This is a genomic window from Butyricicoccus intestinisimiae (assembly GCF_018918345.1).
Taxonomy (GTDB): domain Bacteria; phylum Bacillota; class Clostridia; order Oscillospirales; family Butyricicoccaceae; genus Butyricicoccus_A; species Butyricicoccus_A intestinisimiae.
In genome coordinates this window covers 368,355-384,773 of sequence record NZ_JAHLQI010000002.1, presented here as the reverse complement: position 1 = coordinate 384,773, position 16,419 = coordinate 368,355, and the positions used below count along the sequence as shown (strand labels likewise).

Annotated in this window: 13 protein-coding genes and 2 tRNA genes; 12 read left to right on the top strand and 3 right to left on the bottom strand. The window is 53.8% G+C overall.

The window, feature by feature from the left end; all coding sequences use genetic code 11:
- Positions 1–8 precede the first annotated feature (8 nt).
- From KQI75_RS05310 to KQI75_RS05295, 4 genes are all read left to right on the top strand, one after another.
- Positions 9–248 (top strand): hypothetical protein, encoded by a 240-nt coding sequence (locus KQI75_RS05310; protein ID WP_216469688.1) that lies wholly within the window; start codon positions 9–11, stop codon positions 246–248.
- Positions 249–325: 77 nt separating this feature from the next.
- Positions 326–1,180 carry a hypothetical protein gene (locus KQI75_RS05305; RefSeq protein ID WP_216469687.1) on the top strand — a complete coding sequence of 285 codons (855 nt, stop codon included), beginning with the start codon at positions 326–328 and terminating at the stop codon, positions 1,178–1,180.
- Between the two features lie 5 nt (positions 1,181–1,185).
- Complete coding sequence (locus KQI75_RS05300; RefSeq protein ID WP_216469686.1) at positions 1,186–2,298, top strand: radical SAM protein; 1,113 nt, start codon at positions 1,186–1,188, stop codon at positions 2,296–2,298.
- A gap of 17 nt (positions 2,299–2,315) precedes the next feature.
- Positions 2,316–2,579, top strand: a complete 264-nt coding sequence (locus KQI75_RS05295; protein WP_216469685.1) for a PqqD family protein — start codon at positions 2,316–2,318, stop codon at positions 2,577–2,579.
- A 40-nt stretch (positions 2,580–2,619) separates the two neighbouring features.
- Here the strand turns inward: KQI75_RS05295 and KQI75_RS05290 are convergent, their stop codons facing one another.
- The 3 genes from KQI75_RS05290 to sigG form a co-directional block, all read right to left on the bottom strand.
- The gene (locus tag KQI75_RS05290; RefSeq protein WP_216469684.1) at positions 2,620–3,102 is read right to left on the bottom strand and encodes a hypothetical protein; all 483 of its coding nucleotides are present in this window, start codon (positions 3,100–3,102) and stop codon (positions 2,620–2,622) included.
- Positions 3,103–3,105: 3 nt separating this feature from the next.
- On the bottom strand, positions 3,106–3,861 hold the full coding sequence (locus KQI75_RS05285; RefSeq protein WP_216469683.1) for a sirohydrochlorin cobaltochelatase: 756 nt from the start codon (positions 3,859–3,861) through the stop codon (positions 3,106–3,108).
- An 86-nt stretch (positions 3,862–3,947) separates the two neighbouring features.
- Positions 3,948–4,718 (bottom strand): RNA polymerase sporulation sigma factor SigG, encoded by a 771-nt coding sequence (gene sigG, locus KQI75_RS05280; RefSeq protein ID WP_216469682.1) that lies wholly within the window; start codon positions 4,716–4,718, stop codon positions 3,948–3,950.
- Between the two features lie 244 nt (positions 4,719–4,962).
- Here sigG and KQI75_RS05275 point away from each other — a divergent pair.
- The 8 genes from KQI75_RS05275 to dnaG all read left to right on the top strand — a co-directional run bounded on the left by KQI75_RS05275 (position 4,963) and on the right by dnaG (position 16,396).
- Positions 4,963–5,038, top strand: a tRNA-Phe gene (locus KQI75_RS05275).
- Positions 5,039–5,043: 5 nt separating this feature from the next.
- Positions 5,044–5,119, top strand: a tRNA-Gly gene (locus tag KQI75_RS05270).
- 93 nt (positions 5,120–5,212) lie between these two features.
- Positions 5,213–8,587 carry a PD-(D/E)XK nuclease family protein gene (locus tag KQI75_RS05265; protein WP_216469681.1) on the top strand — a complete coding sequence of 1,125 codons (3,375 nt, stop codon included), beginning with the start codon at positions 5,213–5,215 and terminating at the stop codon, positions 8,585–8,587.
- A complete protein-coding gene (gene addA, locus KQI75_RS05260) occupies positions 8,565–12,128 on the top strand; it encodes a helicase-exonuclease AddAB subunit AddA (RefSeq protein ID WP_216469680.1) in 3,564 nt (1,187 codons plus the stop codon). The genes KQI75_RS05265 and addA overlap by 23 nt, the downstream gene beginning before the upstream one ends.
- Before the next feature lie 185 nt (positions 12,129–12,313).
- The gene (rpmE, locus tag KQI75_RS05255) at positions 12,314–12,517 is read left to right on the top strand and encodes a 50S ribosomal protein L31 (protein WP_216469679.1); all 204 of its coding nucleotides are present in this window, start codon (positions 12,314–12,316) and stop codon (positions 12,515–12,517) included.
- 72 nt (positions 12,518–12,589) lie between these two features.
- Complete coding sequence (gene hflX, locus KQI75_RS05250) at positions 12,590–13,864, top strand: GTPase HflX (protein ID WP_330655502.1); 1,275 nt, start codon at positions 12,590–12,592, stop codon at positions 13,862–13,864.
- On the top strand, positions 13,857–14,489 hold the full coding sequence (locus KQI75_RS05245) for a YigZ family protein (RefSeq protein WP_216469678.1): 633 nt from the start codon (positions 13,857–13,859) through the stop codon (positions 14,487–14,489). Before hflX ends, KQI75_RS05245 begins: the two co-directional genes overlap by 8 nt.
- A 146-nt stretch (positions 14,490–14,635) precedes the next feature.
- Entirely contained in the window at positions 14,636–16,396 is a 1,761-nt protein-coding gene (dnaG, locus tag KQI75_RS05240) for a DNA primase (RefSeq protein ID WP_216469677.1), read from the top strand.
- Positions 16,397–16,419 lie beyond the last annotated feature (23 nt).

Genomic DNA, 16,419 nt, shown 5'->3' with positions numbered 1-16,419 from the left:
GGAGAAGCATGAAGCAGACATATGAAGCGCCAAAGCTGGAAGTGATTGCGTATTCCCTCCACGAGGCAATTGCGGCAAATTGCAGTGATAAGGTGTATAACCATGCGGATGGAAGTTCGTGCACGCCTACGAAACTTGGAGACATAATTATTTCCTCAGGCGTCAACTTTGCCGAAGATAACAACTGCTCCGTTCCGATGGCAGGTTATTGCTACTTTACGTCCAGCAGTGTGCTGTTCAATTCCTAACTGAATAGTCAATCGCTTAGGAACAAAGAGATGCGCCTGCGTCGCAAGATGCAGGCGCATTTCCAATAGGAGCTGCCATGTATCAAAAAGATTACTGTTTCGCCGGACTGGGCGTCCGAATGCTTTCGGATGTCCCGCCGGCGGAGGACGAAAATACGGTTGCGTTTCGGCAAACGGGAGAAAAAATCAATAGTACCTGCCGGATTGCCTGCGTTCAGCAGCTGCCGCAGGTGCACGGCACACAGCTTATGCAGACCAATGAACTGCGGCTGTTTCGCAGCGGAGACACGCTGTATCAGCAGCTGCTCAGCCCACTGGACGGGCATCCGCTGACTATATCCGTGTATGACGCGGTGAAACAGGGTGAGGTGTCGTTGTATCTGTCGCAGGCAGATATGCCGTATATCGCGCGCTCCGTGCATCTATGGGCGGGAATGGATATCAACCATCAGTTGCTGCTGCATCGCCGTGTCGTCATGCACAGCGCGTCTGTGCGCACGGAACAGGGCGTTATTTTGTTCGCGGCGCCCTCCGGTGTGGGAAAGTCCACGCAGGCAAAGCTGTGGCACGCGCATCGACGGGCAGAAATTCTCAATGGAGATAAAAATGCCGTGGGAATCGAGCAGGGAACGGCAATGGCGTATGGCTTGCCGTTTTGCGGCACGAGCGGTATTTGTCAGCCGTATCAGCTGCCTCTGCGGGCGATTGTACTGCTGGAACAGGCACAGCAAAATGAAACGACACGATTGCAGGGCGTAGAAGCGGTGATTCGCGTTCTGCGCAATTGCATGGGACATCAGGCGGTGCAGGAGGTGGCTGGTATGATGCTGGAACAAATCGCTGCACTGCTGGAAACTGTACCTGTGTATCATCTTGCCTGCACACCGGATATCCGCGCAGTACAAGTTTTGGAAAATGCTTTGGGGGAATAACTAGTATGTCGACATCTTATTCGCGATTTGTGGATTATTTGACGTATAAAGCAATCCAGACCGGCACGCCGCTCTCCGGCACATTTGAGCTGACGGCACGCTGTAATTTGGACTGCAAAATGTGCTATATCCATAAACGAGCCAATGACCCTGCCGCAAAACGGGAGGAACTGACAACAGAGCAGTGGATTGCGCTTGCGAAAGCAGCACAGGAGCAGGGAATGCTGCTGTTGTTGCTGACCGGCGGCGAACCGTTTGTCCGCCGCGATTTCTTTGATATTTACGATGCCTGCACGGCATTGGGGCTGTCGGTTTCTATCAATACGAACGGAACGTGCATCACACCGGAAATCATCAAACGATTGAAGCGAAATGCTCCGGCGCGTATCAACATTACATTATACGGCGCAAGTCCGGAAACATATGAAAAATTATGCGGAGATGCATCGGCATATGAGAGAGCATATCAGGCTGTTTTGGGCTTGCAGAAAACTGGAATTCCTGTGAAATTAAATTACAGCGTAACACCGTACAATCGCGATGACTTGCTGGAGGTTTGCAAATTTGCCGAGGAACAGCACTTGCCGATTCAGCCTGCAACATATATGTTCCCGCCGATACGTGCTTGTGAACATGGCTGTTGTTCCAATGAACGGCTGTCTGCACAACAAGCTGCACAGGCGAGCTTTGCGTATGACTGCTTCCGTTTTTCCAGAGATGTGATGATGAAAAGATGCAAAGAATTGCTCAAAGGCGGCATTGTAGATGACCCGATGACGGAATGTCAGGAATTGCCGACCGAGCGCATTCGCTGCCGCGCAGGCGCGTCCGCTTTCTGGGTAACATATCATGGACAAATGCGTCCGTGCGGCATGATGCAGGTGCCGTCCTTTTCTGTTTCGGAATATGGATTTTCCGGCGCTTGGGAAAAAATTCGTGATGCCAGAGAAAAAATTCTGCTTCCGGCAGCTTGCACAGAATGCGCGATGAAAAATGCGTGTGAATTTTGTCCGGCTACCTGCTATGCGGAAAATCAAAATTTTGAAACTGTGCCGACGTATAATTGTCAAAAGACCATTGCATATTTGCGGCTGGCACAGAAATTTATCAGACAATAAGAAACTAGGGGGAAAATATGAAACTGAAATCAACGATAATTTTACGAAAAATTGCGGGAGAAACAATTCTGATTCCGGTTGGAGAAGATGCGGTTCGAGTAAATGGACTGATCACTGTGAATGAAGTCGGGGCGCTTATTTGCGAACAATTAAAAGAGGAACGAACGGTGGACGCACTTGTAGCGGCTGTGACGGCGCAGTTTGATGTTGACGCACAGACTGCTCGGACGGATATTGCATCGTTTATTCATACATTAGAAGAAAATGATTTATTGGCATAACAGACAGAGGGCACATCATACTTGATGTGCCCTCTGTCTGTTATGAATTCTTTTCTATGCCATCGACAACAATATCAATGGCCTTGGTGACAAAATTTATTTTCTTTTCGCTGAATACCGTGCCGCCGTGTGAGAGGGAAATATCCGCGATTGCCAGTTCATCGTCTTGGGTAGCTTCTGTGCTGCCCATAAGCGTTGTCCATCGGATGGATACATCGGCTTTTGTCAGTACTTGATCGAAATCAACGGTATACTGTGTTTTCTCAAACAATTTGAAGTTGGAATCCGCTTGCACGAGGATGGTATTGTCTTTGTCCTGATACACTTCAACGGTGTAATAGACACGGTCCTCTTTGTCTGCGGTGTCCTGCGGGTTGGGATACACCGTTTGGGAATCAATCAGCTGCATGTTGTCTGTTGACACAAGAGCAGAAGCGACGTCAGACGAGCCGGAAAAACAGCCTGACAGCAACAGCGTCGCCAAGAGTGTGATAAATAGAGAAATGACATGGCTGTGTTTCATGAATTATTCCATCTCCTTCAAATGACCTGCGAATTTCTGCGCGATTTCCGGAATTTCACCGAGTCCCATAAGGACGGTTCGCGTTTCAAAACCAAGTGCTTCGAGCTGACTTTTCCAGCTGTCCGGAGCATCTCCGGACAGGTCGTTGCGGGCGTGATCTCCGGCGACGATGAGAAACGGCATGAGCACAATCCTTTTGATTTTGGCAGCTTGAAGCTGAGGAATGATGCTGTCCAGCTGAGGATAGCCCTCTACGGTGCCGACATAGACGTTGGCATAGCCCTCTGTACGGAATTTGTGCTCCAATTCACAATACGCTGCGTTGGCAAAGTGTTCGGTTCCATGCCCCATGAGAAGCAGTGCTTCGTTTTCTCGGCGCGCAGGAATGTTGTGCATGACGGCGTGGACACAAGCATCGTAATCGGATTCCGACCATAACAGCGGGCGTGCCATATGGACTTGCGGAAATTGTGCGGCGTCAGCGCACAGCTGCTCGTATTCGATGCCGGCGATGACGTGCGTGGTCAGACAATGAATGCTGTCATATCCTTGCGCGATTAAGTGTTCGAACAGCGTATGCGGGTCGGGAATGTCGATGCCGTCGCGTTCGCGCAATTTTTTGCGGATGATCCGCGAGGTGAAGGCGCGATATACCGGCTGTCCGCAGACCTGCTCGGCAGTGCGTTCGATGTTTTCAATCGCTTTCATGGCCTCCGGCACAGAGGTTCCAAAGCTGACGACAACCATTGCTTGCTTCATAAAATAAGTATCCTCCGATTCCTGCAACAATCTATGTTCAGGATAGCGGAGGGAAAATCATTTGTCAAGGACGAAACGGACAGGATTTAGATTTGTTTTCGCATGTGGGCGAGAGCGCTTTTTTCCAAGCGCGATACCTGCGCCTGTGAAATATGGATTTCATCGGCAACTTCCATCTGTGTGCGCCCTTCGAAAAAACGCATGCGCAGAATGTTTTGTTCTCGGCTGGACAGCTGCCGCATGGCTTCTTTGAGCGCGATTTGCTCCAGCCAGTGCTCATCGGTATTTTTGGTGTCACCGACCTGATCCATGACGTAGACCGCATCACCGCCGTTTTCAAATACCGGCTCATATAAAGATACCGGATCGAGAATGGCGTCCAGCGCAAAGACAATATCTTCTCGCGGAATTTGCATGGCGCGGGATAATTCTTCTATCGTGGGTTCGCGCTGGTTGGCGTTGACAAATGCTTCTTTCGCCTGCAGGGCGCGATAGGCGGTGTCTCTCATGGAGCGGGAGACACGAATCGAGCTGTTGTCGCGCAGATAGCGGCGGATTTCACCGATAATCATTGGGACGGCATAGGTGGAAAATCGAACGTTTAGCTCCACATTGAAATTGTCGATGGATTTCATCAGACCGATGCAGCCGACCTGAAACAAATCATCCATGCTTTCTCCGCGTCCGGAAAAGCGCTGGATGACGCGGAGCACCAGACGCAGGTTACAGGAAATCAGCCGTTCGCGGGCGGCTCGGTCACCGCTGACGCTGCGGCGCAGCAGGGCATCGGTTTCCTCGGCGGACAATACCTCCAGCCGTGAGGTGTTGATTCCGCAGATCTCTACTTTATTCGGCATGGCTTCGCCTCCTGGATTTGAGAAATCTTTGTATCCATCAGTATCCCCGCGAAAACAGCAAATCATACCACGAGAAAATGTCATGGAAAAAAACAAAAAATAATTTAAAAAAATTCCTTGACATTTTCGGATTCCTACGGTATACTAAACAAGCACTTGAGAGTGCGGTGTTTGATACGAGAAACACCTAAAAAAGCGTTTTGAATACTCTTTTTGTTGCGACAGCGTGACAGAAAGACGATTCGCCTCTGTAGCTCAGTCGGTAGAGCAGGGGACTGAAAATCCCCGTGTCGGTGGTTCGATTCCGCCCGGAGGCACCACATATGCGGATGTAGCTCATCTGGTAGAGCGCCACCTTGCCAAGGTGGAGGTAGCGAGTTCGAGCCTCGTCATCCGCTCCAAATTTTTTGAGACAGTCGAGAAATCGGCTGTCTTTTTTTGCGTTTTGCTGGTATACTAAAAGCTCAGGATCAATGCATGGGGAGGAGAACGGCATGAAGCTGATGATAGGGCGTGCGGGAACCGGAAAGACCACAGAGATTCTGCGGCGCATTGCCGCACGGGAAACGAGCGGGAAACGACAAATTTTGATTGTACCGGAGCTGGCGTCGCACGAATATGAACGTCTGCTCGCGCAGGCGACAAATAATCGCGGTGCACGCTTTGCGGAAGTGCTGACATTTCGGCGCATTGCAAATCGTGTGTTTTCGGAAGCGGGCGGATTGGCAGAAGTGCAGCTGACACCGGCAGGACGCTTGCTTGTATTATATGAAGCGGTGCGCGCGTCTGCGGATGCGTTGGATGTATACAGCGGTGCGATTCGCAGACCGGATGTTTTGCGTGATTTGCTGCAAATCATAGATGAGATGAAAACCAACGGCATAACACCGGAACAAATGCTGCAGGCTTCGGCGGAAGCGGAAGGACATCTGGCGGAAAAACTGCGCGATCTCGGTCAAATCGGTGCGGTATATGAGACCCTGACACAGGAGGATCTGCCGGATCCGCGCGATCAGATGACAAAAATCGCGCAGAGACTGCCGGATTGTACGATTTTTGACGGAGCAGAGCTGTACTTAGATCGGTTCGATCAGTTTAACAAGCAGGAATTGGAAATTCTTGCGGCGCTGCTGCGGCGTCATGTGCCGATGACAATAGCCCTCACAGGGGATCTCCATCAACCGGAACTGTTTCCGGAAACCATGCATGCAGTATCGCGCCTCAAGCGTCTGGCGGGGGCGCACGGCGAATCGCTGGACATCGAACGCATGGAGCAAATGGTGATGCCGCGTCCGCATGACTTGAAAATAGCGGAGGCATACGGATTGTCTGCCGGTACACAGCAATTTGACAGCGATCAGACCAGTATCCATCTTCACGCTGCCGGCAACTTGTTTTCCGAGTGTGAATTTGCGGCGGCATATATCCGAAAATTGCTGCGTGAAACCGATGCGCGGCGGCGGGATATTGTCGTGACAGCGCGAAATTTTGACGCCTATGCACCGGTGCTGGAATTGGTGTTTGAACGCTATCAAATTCCGATTTTTTTGAGTGAAAAACATGACATTTTGCAAAAGCCAGTGCTGGCGCTTGTCGGTTCGGCACTGCACACGGTCACAAACGGCTGGCGGTATGAGGATATGTTCGCGTATCTCAAAACCGGATTTGCGGGACTGACGGCGGAGGAATGCGATTTGCTGGAAAATTATGTGCTGTTCCGGCGCATCCGCGGCAGCAAGTGGCTGCAGCCGTTTGCGGGACATCCAGACAGCTTTGGCGGCGAATTGGATGATAAAGCGCGGGAAAAGCTCGCAGCACTCAATGTACTGCGCGAAAAAGCAGTGCAGCCGCTGCTGGCATTGCAGCAGGACTTGGAACAGGCGCAGACCGCAGCACAGTATGCACAGGCTTTGTATGCCTTTTTGGAGCGCATCGGCGCACCGGACAGCATTGCTGCGCGTGCGCAGCTGCATGAGGACGCCGGACGGCTGCAAACAGCGGAAGAATATCGCCAGCTGTGGGAGATTCTCATGCAGGCGATGGAGCAGTTTGCCTGGGTACAGGGTGATACAGAGATGGAAACCGATGCGTTTGTCACGATGCTCGGCTTGGTGCTCACAGAATATGATGTCGGAACCATTCCGGTTTCTCTGGATCGTGTGACCTGCGGTTCGATTGACCGCGTGTGCAAGACCGGCATTCCGCATTTGCTGGTGCTCGGCGTCAATGACGGCGTTCTGCCGTCCGCCGGTGAAGGCGGCGGCATCCTGTCTGACAGCGACCGCGCGCAGCTGCTCGGCTTGGAAGTGGAATTGGAGACCAGCGAGGAGCGCATGGAGCAGGAGCAGGCGGCGTTATACCGCGTGCTGGCATCCGCTTCGCAGGATTTGCTGCTGTCGTGGAGCACAGCAGGCGCGGATGGAGAAAAACGACCTTCGTTTTTGGTTGGCGCACTGCGGCAATTGCTCAGCGGTCTGCCGGAGACGAGAGAAAATGAACTGGAGCAGAGCTATCGGCTGGAAGCAGAGCGTCCTCGTTTTGATTTGGCGTGCTGCGGCGCATCGAGAGACAGCTCACCGGCGGCACAGGCGGCGCTCCGTGCGCAGCCGACACCGATTCAGCCGATGGAACAATCTGTGCGCGGTCCGCTGCGCAATCCGGATGTCGTCCATCAGCTGTATGGAAAAAAACTGCGCATGACGGCGTCGCGTGTCGATGCGTTTTATCGCTGCCAGTACGCATATTTTCTGCGCTATGGTTTGCGGGCAAAGGAACGCCGCCGCGCGTCCTTTGATGCACCGGAAACCGGCACGTTTTTGCATTTTGTGCTGGAACATACACTCAAGCAAGTGCGGGAGCAATATCCGGACAGGTTGCCGGAGACAGAGACGGTACACAAGCTGGCGCGGCGCTGGACGACGATTTATGTCGAGACACAGCTCGGCGGATTGGAACAGTATTCGGCGCGATTCCGACATTTGTTCCGCCGGCTGCTGCATATGACCGATAGCGTATTGGATAATTTGCTGGAGGAGATGGCGCGTTCGGACTTTGAGCCGATTGACTTTGAATTGGATTTTTCGTGGCAGGGAGATCTGCCGCCGATTCTCATCAACAGCGCGGGCGAAACGTTGGAACTGAATGGCAAGGTTGACCGCGTGGACGGATATGTGCAGGACGGTACATTATATATTCGCGTGCTCGACTACAAGAGCGGCGCGAAGAAATTCGAGCTGGCTGACCTGTGGTACGGGCTGAATGTCCAGCTGCTGCTGTATTTGTTTGCGATTGAAAAGCAGGGGTTGCAGCGGTATCAAGACAAGCTCGCCCAGCGCATTGACCGCATTGTTCCGGCGGGCGCGCTGTATGTTCCGGCGAAGCAGGTTGTCGTGGACGCCAAGCGCGATGCGGCGGAGGAAGAACTGGACGCCATGCGCAAAAAACAGCTGCGCCGTTCGGGCTTGCTGCTGGATGAGAAGGCGATTCTTGACGCGATGGAACACGATGTCAAAAAGGACGCGGCATTTTTGCCGCTTGGCTACTTGGCATCCGGAGATAAACCAAATAAAAGCAGCTTGTCCAATTTGGCAAGCATAGAAAAGCTGGGCAAGCTGAGCGGGCACATCCGCCGCGTGCTCGGAGAGATGGGACACGAGCTGATGCACGGCAGCATGGATGCCAAACCGGTGCGCCGCGGACCGGCGGAGGACACCTGTGCATGGTGCCCGTATCGCGCGATTTGCCGGTTTGACACACGATTGGGAGACAAGCCGCATACCATCAAAAAGATTCCGGCAGAAGAATTTTGGCAGGGCATTGCAGAAGAAGAGAAGGGAGAGCACAAGCATGGGCGTTTCATGGACCGATGAGCAGAGACAGGCAATTGACAATCGAGGCGGCACGCTGTTGGTATCGGCGGCCGCAGGCTCCGGCAAGACGGCTGTGCTGGTACAGCGCGTGCTCGACCGCGTGACGGACTCCGAAAATCCCTGCGATGTAGATTCCTTTCTCATTGTGACGTTTACCAAGGCGGCGGCGAGCGAGATGCGCGGAAAAATCGCAGATGCCCTCACGGAACTGGCGGCAAAACAGCCGCAGAATTTGCGTCTGCGCCGACAGCTGATGCTCGTGCACCGCGCAAAAATCACAACGGTGCATGCGTTTTGCATGAGTCTGGTCAAGGAGCACTTTCATGAACTGGGACTGCCGCCGGAATTTCGCACGGCGGATGACAGCGAACAGACGGCCATGCAGCAGGAAGTGCTGGAGGAAGTGCTCGAAGCACAGTACGCAGTAGATGGTGCGGGCTTTTCCGCGCTGGTTGAAGCGGTCAGCGGCGGGCGCGATGACAGACAGCTGGCCAATCTTGTGCTGGAGACCTTTCGCAATTTGCAGTCCTCGCCGAAGCCGAAAAAAGAGCTGGAGCAATACCGGCAGAAATTTGTGCAGGAGTTTGACCGCATTGCGAATACCGATTGGGGCATGGCACTGTTACAGGAGGCGGACAGCCGCATACAGTACAGCATTGCCGCATTGGAGGATGCGCTGGATGAGATGAATGGCGCGGATGTCGTGCAGGATAAGTATGAGCCGGTCTTTGTGCACGACAAGCGGCAGGCGGAAAATTTGCTGGCGCTGGTGCGTGACGGCGCATGGGATGCCGCAGTCCAGCTGTGCGCACAGCTTCGCGGCAGCTTCAAGCGCATACCCGCGATTCGAGGCTATGAGGACAAAGATTTTCTTGAGCAGCTCAAGAACCGCCGCAATATCTGGAAGGACATGGTCAAAGAGATGGCGGATAAAGTCCTGTGTGTGACCGAACAAGAGGTGCGCGAGGATATGCACATGATGGCGCCGGCGGTTTGTGCGCTGTGCGATACGGTACAGCTGTTTATGGACGCCTATCAGGCGGAAAAACTGCGGCGCGGTGTGGTGGACTTTAACGATTTGGAACACTTTGCGGTGCAGCTGCTCGTAGATGAGAACGATGCCCCGACACAGCTTGCGCGTGAGATGCATTTTTCCGAAATCATGGTGGATGAGTATCAGGATACCAATGCCGTGCAGGACGCCATTTTCCGCGCGGTCAGCGATGACGAAAAAAATATTTTTATGGTCGGTGACGTCAAACAGAGTATTTATCGGTTCCGGCTTGCCAATCCGGATATTTTCCTGCATAAATACCAGTCCTATCGGGACGCAGAAGCCGTATCCAATGATGCGCCGCGGCGCGTGGTGCTTTCCAAAAATTTCCGTTCCCGCCCTGCGGTGCTGGACAGCGTCAATTATCTGTTTTCTGCCCTGATGAGCGAGGATTTGGGAGATTTGGAATACACGGACAGAGAGGCACTGCATGCGGGCGCGTCATTCCCGCAGGGAACAGACGATTATAAGACGGAGTTTTGTGTGCTGGAAACCAAATCGGAGGATGAAGATGCGCCGGAATCCATTCGGCAGGAGGCGGCGTATTGCGCAAACCGCGTGCGCAGCATGCTGGACGAAGGCTTTCGCGTGACCGACAAACAGACCGGACAGCTGCGCCCGTGCAGAGCGGGAGATTTTGTCGTATTGCTGCGTTCCGCGAAAAATAAAGCGTCCGTCTTTCAGCAGGAACTGATTGCGCGCGGCATTCCGGCGGGCGCGGACGCCGCGGAGGATATGTTCGGCACACCGGAAATTTTGACGCTGGTGTCATGGCTGGAAATTGTGGACAATCCGCGGCAGGATGTTCCGCTGCTGGCGGCACTCAATTCTCCGATTGGCGGATTTACAGAGGAAGATCTGGCGGAAATTCGCCTGTGTGATATGGACAACGAGTATTATTGTGCGCTGGCGACCGCCGCACAGACCATGCCGAAAGCGCAGGCATTTCTCGACCAGCTCGCGGAGCTGCGCGTGCTGGCGTCCGACTTGCCGGTGCATCAGCTGCTGTGGCACATTGTCGATAAGACCGGTGCGATGGGCGTGTTCGGCGCGATGCCGAACGGCAAGGCGCGGCAAAATCATATTACGGCGCTCATCGAATTGGCGGGCAGTTTTGAGCGCGGCGGCAGCCGCGGCCTGTTCGCGTTTGTGCGCTATATCCGAGAGCTGCGGGAAGCGGGCAGCGAAGTTGCCGCGCCGGAGACGGAGAGCACGGGAGATATGGTGCGCATCATGACCATTCATAAATCCAAGGGTCTGGAATTTCCTATTGTGCTGCTCGCCAATTGTGCCAAGCGGTTCAATGAAATGGATTTGCGCAAGCCTGTGCTGCTGCATCCGCGCATGGGCATCAGCATGCGCTGCCGCGACATGCAGCGCGGTCTGCAATATGACGGGCTGGATCGGCTGGCGATGGCGAGTGTGCTGCGCCGGGAAATGGTCAGCGAGGAGCTGCGTGTGCTATATGTTGCGATGACGCGTGCGAAAGAAAAGCTCATCTGCACGGCGGCGCTGCGCGATGCAGGCGGCAAGCTGGAAAAATGGGCAGCTATTTCTGCCCTGCGTCCGATTCCGCCGTATGCGCTGTCCGGTGCCAATCAATATGCACTGTGGATGGCGGTGCCGCTGCTCAGACATCCCGATGCGCTGCCGCTGCGGGAGCAGCTGAGCCGCCTGCCGGAGCTGGACAACGATGCGCCGCGGTGCTTTACGGTTCGCATGGTTGCGTATCAGGGACAGGACGCGCAACAAGCCGAGACGTCAGTTGGACAGTTTGTGGAGCGGGAGCCGCTGCAGGCGCCAGAGCTCAAGTCGTATGCGGCGGACGCGCTGCGTGATTTACCGTCCAAGCTGACCGCTACGGCGATTACCGAATCGTTTCAGGCGCAGGAGGCGAGCGAGCAGACGCCGCCGCCCAAGCAGCAGGCAGAGCTGCGCCGTCCGTTCTTTGAGCGGGAAGCACGCGGCTTGACTCCGTCGGAAATCGGCACGGCGCATCATTTGTTCCTACAGTTCTGCGACTTTGCGCGGTGTGAAACCGCGGAGGGCAGACAACAGGAGCTTGCGCGGCTGCGCGACAAACGCATTCTCAGCGCGCAGCAGGCGGATGCCATAGAGCTCGAACAGATTGCGGCGTTTTTTGCATCGGATTTGTATGCGCGGTTTGGGCAAGCGACCGTCCGTCGGGAGTTTAAGTTTTCTATCTTGGTTCCCGCGCGCGATTATTATCAAGAAGCCGAGGGATTTGACGAGCAATTGCTCATGCAGGGCGTCATTGACTGCCTGTTGGAGACGGAACAGGGCTTGACGGTCATTGACTTCAAGACCGACCGCGTGTCCCGAAATTTTGCCGCACAGCGGGCGGAAAAATACCGCGCCCAGCTGTCCGCCTATAAACGGGCGGCGGAGACCGTGTTCGCCAAGCCGGTCACGGGTTGCGCGCTGTACTTTCTCGGCAGTCGTCAGACAATTTGGCTGGAACTGTGAGAAATCACTTGCATTGTGCGGGAGTCTATGGTATAATCCTTGAGGAAATACGGACGGAACCGTGTTTCAAGCGTGATTTTAATAAAAATACACCGCGAAATAAAAAAAGTGCTTGCATTTGTTAGGTCGTTGTGATATTATGATTTTATGACTGTAAGGCTTTGGCGGAAAGAGGTGAATCAAAAATGAAGGAAGGAATCCATCCGAAGTACGTACCGACAACCATTCGTTGCGCTTGTGGTGCTGTATATGAGACCGCTTCCACTAAGGAGAATATCTCGGTAGAAATCTGCTCCAAGTGCCACCCGTTCTTTACCGGCAAGCAGAAGCTCGTTGATACCGGCGGACGTGTTGACCGCTTCAAGAGAAGATTCAATCTTGACAAGTAATTTTTCAAGAAGTGATTATAAACCCGTCCATTTTGGACGGGTTTTTGCTTTATCTGAAAGGAGGGACAGGCAGTGGAAGACTGGATGCTGGACGATATGGAGACAGAACGCGCCGTGCTTGTTGGCCTGCACGCGTCGGTCTTTAAAGAGGACGAGGACGCGAGCTGGGAGACACTGGACGAGCTGGAAGCTCTGCTGGAGACGGCAGGCGGCGAATGTGTCGGCAAAATGTTGCAGACGAGAAATGCGCCGGACGCACACACCTTTATCGGCGAGGGCAAGCTGCAGGAGCTTGTCACGCTGGCGCGCGACAACGATGCAACACTGATTGTGTTTGACAACGAACTTTCTCCGTCGCAGATGCGCGTATTGGAGGAGGCAACCGGCCGAACGGTGCTGGATCGAAGCGCGTTGATTTTGGATATTTTCGCACAGCGCGCGCGCACCGGCGAGGGCAAGCTGCAGGTCGAGCTGGCGCAGTATCAGTATATCCTGCCGCGCCTGTCCGGTATGGGTAAGAGCATGTCGCGGTTGGGCGGCGGCATCGGCACAAGAGGCCCGGGCGAAACCAAGCTGGAAACCGATCGCCGGCACATCCGGCAGCGCATTGACAAGCTGCGCCGCGACCTCAAGGATGTGCGCCGTGTCCGCGCCGTGCAGCGCAGACAGAGACAAAAGGCGGAACTGCCGCTGGTTGCGATTGTCGGCTATACCAACGCCGGAAAATCGACGCTGCTCAATGCATTAACGGATGCAGGCATTGAGGCAAACAACAGACTGTTTGATACGCTTGACCCGACCACGCGCAAGCTGCGCATTTCCGAGACACAGGAAGTGCTGCTGTCGGATACCGTTGGTTTTATCCGCAAGCTGCCGCATCATCTGGTGTCTGCATTTAAGGCAACGTTGGAAGAACTGGAATATGCGGATTTGCTGCTGCACGTTGTGGATGTGTCGCGCGAGGATTGGCGCGAGCAGGCGGCAACGGTAGAAAAAGTAATTTCTCAGCTCGGTGCGCAGCAAATTCCGCAGCTGCTCGTGTGCAACAAGGCGGATTTGTGCGAAAATCCCGATTTGATTCCGTCCGGAGAGCATGTCGTTGCGATTTCGGCAAAACGCAAACGCGGCTTGGATGAGCTGCTGACAGCGATGGAAAAGGCACTCGGCAAGGGAAAGCACCGTGTCAAGCTGTGCATTCCGTATGCAGACGGCTATCTGCTCGATGTCATTCACAAGGAGGCAGCTGTGTTCTCGACGGATTACGATGCGGACGGCACGGTTGTCGACATCGAATGTGATGATAAGCTGTACGGTCAGCTCAAGGAATACGAGGTGCAGGATGGCTGAGAGCTATCTGGTACCGGCAGGTTACGGCGAAGGTCGGTATGAGGACAGAAAGTCCAAATTCATCGGAGATTTGTACTTTGTGGAGTCGCAGGAACAGGCGATTGAACTCCTCAACGAGGTCAAAGCGAAGTACCGCGATGCGCGGCATCATTGCTATGCGTATATCATCCGTGAGGGAAATTATATGCGCTATTCCGATGACGGCGAGCCGCAGGGCACGGCGGGCATGCCGATGCTGGATGTTCTGCGCAGAGAGAATCTGACCAATGTTCTGTGTGTGGTGACGCGCTATTTCGGCGGTGTTTTGTTGGGAACCGGCGGACTGGTGCGCGCCTACACCAAGAGCACCCAGCTCGCGCTGGAAAATGCGGGCATCAATGAGGTCAATCGCTATGCCGTGGTGCTCATCACCTGCCCGTATTCTCTGTTGGGCACGGTACAGAATCTTTTGCCGGAGCACAACTGCATGGTGGAAGAAACAGATTATGCCGCAGATGTCACACTGACAGCGACGCTGCCGGAGGACGGCACGGCGGCGCTGGAACAAGCGCTGCGCGATGCCACCAGTGCAAATGCAGACATGGAAATCATGGATATGCAGTTCATGGGCAGACGAATCAGATGAGAAACAAAAAATTTGAAAAAACATAAATTTTTTTCAGAAAAAAAGAGGATTTTCATACAGTCACTTGGTATTTATTTATGTACACAATTTGCCGGACGCAGAATGTGTGCATGCAATACATTTTGATGTGGAAAGGCGGCAGTTGATTGGCAATTGATGAACGATTTCTCGATGAACTGAATGCCAGATGCGATATCGTGGATATTGTGTCACGCTATGTCTCTTTGAAAAAGAAAGGCAGCAACTATTTTGGACTGTGCCCGTTTCACAATGAGAAAACGCCGTCGTTTTCTGTTGCACCGGATAAGCAGATTTTCTACTGCTTCGGCTGCGGCAAGGGCGGCGGTCCGATTCGATTTATTATGGACGCAGAAGGACTGGATTTTCCGGACGCCGTTCGGTTTCTTGCCAAGGAATACAACATGGAAGTGCCGGAGACCGGAAGCAGTCCGCAGACGCGGCATGTGCGCGAACGGGCGCTGGAAGCACTGACCGAAGCAGCTCGTTTTTTCTATGCGCAGCTGCATGGACCGCAGGGCGCGCAGGCACTGGCGTATTTCCAGCGGCGCAGATTGAGCAAAAAGACCCTGAATAATTTCGGGCTGGGATATGCGCCGGATTCCTTTCACGCACTGCTCGATGCGATGACGCAAAAGGGTTTTACCAAAGAAGAACTGGAAGCCGCGGGTCTCATCGTGCGCAGCGACCGAGGTACATATTACGACAAATTCAGAAATCGTGTCATGTTTCCGATTATTGATATGCGCGGAGATGTCATCGCGTTTGGCGGCCGCGTCATGGATGACAGCAAACCCAAGTACCTCAATTCGCCGGAAACCATTGTATTTAACAAACGGCGCAATTTGTTTGCGATGAATCGGGCGAAAAAAACAAAAAGTGAGTATTTCTTGCTCGCAGAGGGCTATATGGACGTCATTGCCCTGCATCAGGCAGGCTTTGACAGTGCAGTGGCTTCTCTGGGAACTTCCCTGACGGAAGAACAGGCGCGGCTGCTGTCGCGCCACACCAAAACCGTGATTGTCTGCTACGATGCGGACACCGCCGGTCAGTCGGCGGCACAGCGGGCCATTGACATTTTGAAAAAGACAGGCATTCGCGTCAAAATCTTAAAAATTCCGGGCGCAAAGGATCCGGATGAGTTTATAAAGACCAAAGGCGCCGATGCCTTTCGCAAGCTAATTGAGCGGTCGGACAACGATGTGCGCTATCGCATCGAAGCGGCAAAGGACAAGTATGACTTTACCGAGGATGACCAGCGTATTTTGTTTTTGCGGGAAGCGGCAGGCATCATTGCGCTGCTCGACAGTGAAGTGGAACAGGACGTGTATACGACGTCGACGGCAAAGCTGGCGGGCGTGACGCCAGAGGCGTTTCGGCAGGAGGTCAAACAGGCGAAAATTCGTCTGCGCTCCCAGGCAAAGCGGAAGATGCATCGGGAAGTGCGCGCGCCTGCGCAGGCGGCGCAGCCGAGAGACCGCTCGATACATTTTGACAACGTGCGTTCTGCGCGCGCAGAGGAAGGAATTTTGTCGCTTTTGTTCGCAGATACCTCGCTGATGGAACAAATGCGGCGGGTTGTATCGCCGGATGATTTTTCTTCTCCGGAGCTGGGCAAAATATACGGTCTTTGTTCAGCGCTGTACAACAGCGGCCGCACGATTTCGATTCCTGCTCTGGAAGGAAGACTGGAGCCGCGGGAGATGGATTTGCTGGCGTCGGCGCTGCGTGTGGACATTCCCATTGACCGCAGGCAGCAGGCACTGGAGGATTACACCCAAATTATTCAGGAACAGAAGCTGATGCGCACAGCACAGACCGATGCGGAGCAAGATCCGCTGCTTCAAAAGGCGCAGATGCAGCGCAAGAATAAGGGCTTTGCGGAATGATGCCGCGGTGCCGTTTTCATAAT